Source organism: Pseudochrobactrum sp. AO18b (assembly GCF_000409565.1).
Lineage (GTDB): Bacteria > Pseudomonadota > Alphaproteobacteria > Rhizobiales > Rhizobiaceae > Pseudochrobactrum > Pseudochrobactrum saccharolyticum.
In genome coordinates this window covers 1-5,891 of sequence record NZ_ANNO01000249.1, presented here as the reverse complement: position 1 = coordinate 5,891, position 5,891 = coordinate 1, and the positions used below count along the sequence as shown (strand labels likewise).

4 protein-coding genes and 1 pseudogene are annotated in these 5,891 nt (G+C 52.6%); 1 reads left to right on the top strand and 4 read right to left on the bottom strand.

Annotation, left to right across the window (positions count from 1 at the left end):
* Positions 1-32: 32 nt before the first annotated feature.
* The 4 genes and pseudogenes from A918_RS0110240 to A918_RS0110220 form a co-directional block, all read right to left on the bottom strand.
* Complete coding sequence (locus A918_RS0110240) at positions 33-833, bottom strand: ATP12 family chaperone protein (RefSeq protein ID WP_022710972.1); 801 nt, start codon at positions 831-833, stop codon at positions 33-35.
* 41 nt (positions 834-874) lie between these two features.
* Positions 875-1,528: an HAD-IA family hydrolase gene (locus A918_RS0110235; RefSeq protein WP_022710971.1), complete on the bottom strand. Its 654-nt coding sequence runs from the start codon at positions 1,526-1,528 to the stop codon at positions 875-877.
* A gap of 65 nt (positions 1,529-1,593) precedes the next feature.
* A pseudogene (locus tag A918_RS20110) lies at positions 1,594-2,454 on the bottom strand (DMT family transporter); the annotation flags it as partial.
* 139 nt (positions 2,455-2,593) lie between these two features.
* On the bottom strand, positions 2,594-3,577 hold the full coding sequence (locus tag A918_RS0110220) for an RluA family pseudouridine synthase (protein WP_022710968.1): 984 nt from the start codon (positions 3,575-3,577) through the stop codon (positions 2,594-2,596).
* A 507-nt stretch (positions 3,578-4,084) separates the two neighbouring features.
* Here A918_RS0110220 and A918_RS0110215 point away from each other — a divergent pair.
* The gene (locus tag A918_RS0110215; protein ID WP_022710967.1) at positions 4,085-5,881 is read left to right on the top strand and encodes a glucan ABC transporter ATP-binding protein/ permease; all 1,797 of its coding nucleotides are present in this window, start codon (positions 4,085-4,087) and stop codon (positions 5,879-5,881) included.
* Positions 5,882-5,891: the final 10 nt, after the last annotated feature.

Here is a 5,891-nt window from a genome sequence, read left to right as displayed (position 1 = left end):
GCGGCTTAAATTTATATCAATTTCAGCGTTGATTAGAGTGCACGTACCAGCGCATCAGCTGCACGGATTTCCCGCTCCCGCCATGCACGGCGCGCCTGCGCCTCTTCATCCTCACCCCATTGTTCAATCGTCCAGTCTTCATCGACATGAGCGACTTTCCATGCCGAATCCACATCAATGGCACCTTTAAACAATGCCAGACCGGTGATTGCCGAGCCGCAAAGTGTGGTCATCACATGCAGAGCAGCCAGTGCAACAGGATCTGAAACCATACGCAGATGTGCACCGAAAGCAGCCAGCGCTTCACGCGGCTGCGCCACATGCATCAGGCCTTCTGTAACCTCGAAATTCGCACCGAGTGTCGCGGCCCAATCAAGCAGCGGGTCCCAATGTTCACGCTGGCGGTCAACCAGCTCTTTCGGGCTGTCTGCGCGATAGCACAGCAGATCAGTACCGGCGAAGCGCAAAATTTCTTCCAGCACCGCCTGCGTTTCCGCAGCAACACCATCAATCGCCGTATTGACCAGACGGGTTGCCGGCATATCTGCCGGATTAATATGCGTATCCTGACGGGCAAATTCGTCTGCCACGATCTGCGCAGCGGCTTCCGTTGGCAGAACCAGCTTGTTTCGCAGCGGCGTATTAACCAGCTTGCCATCCAGCAATATGGCAAAACCACCAGCTTCATAGGCACCGACAGTCACGTCTTTATAGAAACGCTTCGGCAATGGCGTCAGCATCTGCTTTTGTGCGCGGATAACCGGATCAGGATCAGACAGCATCGCCTCATGATCGAGCCGTGCCTGTTCGATATCTTCAAGAATATTGCGCATTTTATTTCCTAAATATTTCGGTTCAAAATCTCACCACGCCATCAGCGGGCAAGCTGACCCAACAAATCCGACGGATGATGCAATATAGTTGCTGCACCCGCTTCACTTAATCTGTCCGGCTTATGATAGCCCCAGTTTACACCGATTGCTGTGGCTCCGGCACTGCCTGCCATCATCATATCGTAAGTCGTATCACCGATTACAAAGGTCTGCGACACATCGCAACCCGTCTCATGGCAACATTCCAGCACCATTGCCGGATGCGGCTTGGACGGACAATCATCTGCACAGCGGGATACAAGAAAATTCCGGTCGAAACCATGGCGTTCCATTACCGATATCACGCCACGGCGGGATTTTCCTGTCACCATGCCCAACAGAATATCATCCTGCTGCGCCAGAGCATCAATCAATTCGGTAATACCGTCATAAAGCGGCTCGTCAAAATCATGCTCCAGCCGGATTTTACGAAATTGCTGCTTATATTGCTCTGTCAGGTTCTCAACCTCAGCCCCCATAGGAATACCGGAAATCTGCGAAATCGCCAGATTGAGCGTCAGGCCGATAATTTCCTGTGTCTCGCTTAGCTCAGGAACGCGCAGACCTGCACTCGCAAAGGTCTCGGCCATACAGCGATGAATAACACCGCCGCTATTCACCAGCGTTCCGTCACAATCAAACAGCACCAGTTTCATAGTGAGGCTTTTTCCTGCATAGTTTTTGCCAAGTCAGTATCAAATTGCTGCGCTGCTTTGCGCACAGCAATACGCTGCGCATAATTTGCAATGAATAATCCGCCTGCGATCAGGCCAAGCGCTGCAAATAGCTTCCAGCTCATAGGCTCACCCAGCACCAGTCCGCTCAGCATCACCCCGAAGGCAGGGATCAGCAATGCGAAATTCGACAGGGCTGAAGCAGGATAACGGCGGATCATCCAGAACCACAACGGATAGGTAAAAGCGACAATAAAGGCCGACTGAAACACAAAAGCCGCATAGGTCAGCATAGTCGGATCACGAACCGCATCCCCCAGCATCGGCGCAAAAGGTAAAGGTACAATCGCCGCAATAAGTAACTGATAGAGCAAAGTTTTTTCCGGTGCAGCGTCGCTCAGCGGCGTCTTCTTGATAACCAGTGTCGTCGCCGCCCAGAACACGCTAGAGATCAGACAGAGAATATCGCCGTAAATCGCATTCTCGCCGGGCATCGACAATTCATCCGAGAGAACCAGCACCACACCGCCGAATGCAACAATCATTCCGACGACGGTGAGTATCCGCATCCGCTCGCCCAGCAGAAAATGCGCACCTATTGCCACCCAGAACGGCATAGTATTCATCATCAGCGTGGAGCGTCCGGCACTGGTAAAATCCAGCCCCGCAAAAATCAGAACAAATTCCAGACCGAACAGCAGCCCGATCACCAGACCGGGAATAAGCGTTTTGTCTTTTTCAAACAGGGCAATACCGCGAAAACGGCACCAGAGAAAAACGAGAAAGCCGCCAACGAAAGAGCGCGCAGCCGCCATATACATCGGATTGAAACCCTGATTGCCGATTTTGATGGCAACCTGATTCATCCCCCAGCTGACGCAGATAAACAGCATCAGCGCCACGCCCATTGTATCTATCGTCGCGCGGCGCTCATAACCTGTCACCAGCCGTCCTGTTGCCGACGCCGCGCTCCCTGCTGCCCTGCCCATTTCATCCCCGCTTCGAACACATTCCGGCCTGTTATGCGGCGGAACATACAATCAACTATCAGTCCTGTTCCGCATCCGCATCGAAACCAAGCAGGTTCCATGACTGCACCATATGCGGCGGCAAAGGCGCAGAAACATCAATCATACCGCCACCCGGATTAGGAATGCGGATACGGCGCGCATGAAGATGCAGGCGGTTCTGCACACCGCCCGGGAAATCCCAGTTGATATCGGCTTCAAAATATTTCGGATCGCCGATAATCGGATGACCAAGATACTGCGCATGTACGCGCAACTGGTGGGTACGGCCGGTATAAGGCTCCATTTCCAGCCAGGACAGGTTCTGACCGGCTGTTTCCAACACGCGGTAGAACGATACAGCGTGATCGGAATCCGGTTCACCGTGCTGGCAAACGCGCATACGGTCGCCATCCGGTGTGCTGTCTTTTACCAGCCATGTGGAGATTTTGTTCTCGCGCTTGCGCGGTACCCCCTTCACCAGAGCCCAATAGGTTTTCTTGGTGTCGCGCTCACGGAAAGCCTTGGTCAGCGCCTGCGCGGCACCACGGGTTTTCGCCACGACCAGAACACCGGATGTATCGCGGTCAAGACGGTGTACCAGACGCGGCTTTTCGCCTTTTTTATTGCGCCATGCTTCCAGCATCGAATCGACACTGCGCACCACACCGGAACCGCCCTGCACGGCCAGACCGGATGGTTTATTGAACACATAAACCTTCTCATTCTCAAAAATCAGCATTTTCTTGAGAACATCGCCATCACCCTGATTGCGGATGGTCTTGCCGGTCAGCGGTGTATTATCTTCTTTTTCATCGAGACCCAGCGGCGGAACACGCACGGACTGCCCTGCCTGCAAACGGCTGTCAGCTTTCACCCGCCCGCCATCCACACGGATCTGGCCGGAGCGCAGCAGCTTTTGCAAATGCCCGAAGCCCAAGCCCGGAAAATGCACTTTGAACCAGCGATCAAGGCGCATGCCTGTTTCGTCTGCATCTACAGTTTTAAGTTCTACGCCAGCCATATTCTGTTTATTCCGCTAAAATTCGGGGCACAATCACGGCGACAAATGCAATGTCTTCCGTGCAGCCAATATACTCTGAAATATGCTCCTAGAGCATTTCGCAGCCAAATGGAAACATTAGATGACACAGGAACTGTTCAGAACATGTTTTCTGCACGGACTCATGCTTAAAGGCGACCTGCCCCCGTCTGTAACCGTAAAGCGCAAAAACACTTAAGAATAAGCTCTCTGGCACCGGATTCTCACCGAATATTTAAATCCATTAAACTTTCTGAACACTCTATAAAATCATGCATTTTCAGCACGTTACATAAAACTATCACAGCAGGTTACAATCCGTTGTAATTTATGGTCGGTTTCGCACTTAAATTGCCACTTATGAACACCAATTTCCATTGCAGTTTCAGGCAATCAGGATCATGTTCCCGCTGCCGCTAAACATTTGTTTTTCTGACCGCAATCTGACTGGCGGATATAATTCGGTCAGACATTATACCGGAGTGGCCCGTGTCTATTGTGCGCGTTTACTGGAGATCCCTGCAATATCTCTCAGCCGAGAGAACAGCGACAGCGCTTATCGTGCTGGCGAATATTGCGCTTGGCGTGATCACCATTTTTGAACCTGTGCTGTTCGGTCGGGTCATTGATGCGATTTCGCAAAAGACCGTGATTATCCCGACCCTCGCTCTGTGGGCAGGTCTCGGTGTGTTCAACATTATCGCCGTGGTACTGGTTGCACGCGGCGCTGACCGGCTGGCGCATAAGCGCCGTCTCGGCGTCCTGACCAAATCTTACGAAGGCATCATCACCATGCCGCTGGCATGGCATCAGCAGCGCGGCACCTCCAATGCATTGCACACGCTGATCCGTGCAACCGACACGCTGTTCACGCTGTGGCTGGAATTCATGCGCAACCACCTCACTACCATTGTGGCGCTGGCTGTACTGATCCCGACCGCGCTCAGCATGGATGCGCGCCTGACACTGGTGCTGATGGTACTCGGTGCGATTTATGTAATGATCGGCCAGCTGGTTATTCAGAAAACCAAAGACGGTCAAGCTGCGGTTGAGCGCCACCACCACAAAGTCTTTGAGCATATCAGCGATACAATCAGCAACATTTCCGTGTTGCAGAGCTATAACCGCATCAATGCGGAAGCCTCTGCCCTGCGCGATTATGCAGCAACTCTGGAAAAAACACAGCGTCCGGTGCTGAACTGGTGGGCACTGGCCAGCGGTCTGAACCGTATGGCTTCCACCATTTCCATGGTGATCGTGCTGCTGATCGGTGCTTATCTGGTATCGAAAGGCCAGCTGCGCGTCGGTGAAGTGATTACCTTTATCGGTTTTGCCCAGCTGATGATCGGCCGTCTCGACCAGATCAGCAACTTCATCAACCAGACCGCCTCTTCACGCGCAAAACTCGAAGAATTCTTCGCGATGGAAGATGCTGTGGCTGTGCATGAAGAACCGCAAGCTGCCAATGATCTGAAAAATGTGCAGGGTGAAGTTGTCTTCGACAAAGTGACCTATGAATTCCGCAATTCCGGTCAGGGCGTCTATGACATTTCTTTTACCGCCAAAGCTGGTCAGACCGTGGCGATTGTCGGCCCGACAGGTGCGGGTAAAACTACACTGATTAATCTGCTGCAGCGTGTTTATGATCCTGTGGCCGGTCATATCAGCATTGACGGCACAGATACCCGCAATGTCAGCCGTTCATCGCTGCGCAAAGCTATGGCAACCGTGTTTCAGGATGCCGGTATGTTCAACCGCTCGATTGAGGATAATATCCGTATCGGTGCGGAAGGTGCGACCAATGAAGAAGTGCATGCCGCTGCTAAAGCCGCTGCTGCCCACGAATTCATTCTCGCAAAAAGCGAAGGCTATGACACGGTTGCCGGTGAGCGCGGCTCGCAGCTTTCCGGTGGTGAACGTCAGCGTCTGGCGATTGCCCGTGCTATCCTCAAAGATGCACCAATTCTGGTGCTTGATGAGGCTACTTCTGCTCTCGACGTGGAAACCGAAGGCATGGTCAAACAGGCAATTGATGATCTGAGCTCTGACCGCACAACCTTCATCATCGCGCACCGTCTCTCGACTGTACGCAATGCCGATCTTGTGCTGTTCCTTGATAAAGGCCACATCATTGAAAGTGGCAGCTTCAATGAGCTGGCAGCCAAAGGCGGTCGTTTCGCCTCTCTGCTGCGTGCAGGCGGCCTGATGGCCGAAGAAGCAGACCTGACAAATGACATTGATGAAAACAGCAATGTCACACGTTTCCCGTCAAAAGCTTCTGCATAAAGCACTTCAG

Excerpts from the sequence above, each read along its gene's own strand:
- A918_RS0110220 (WP_022710968.1), bottom strand. The coding sequence starts at position 3,577 with ATGGCTGGCGTAGAACTTAAAACTGTAGATGCAGACGAAACAGGCATG.
- A918_RS0110235 (WP_022710971.1), bottom strand. The coding sequence starts at position 1,528 with ATGAAACTGGTGCTGTTTGATTGTGACGGAACGCTGGTGAATAGCGGC.
- A918_RS0110240 (WP_022710972.1), bottom strand. The coding sequence starts at position 833 with ATGCGCAATATTCTTGAAGATATCGAACAGGCACGGCTCGATCATGAG.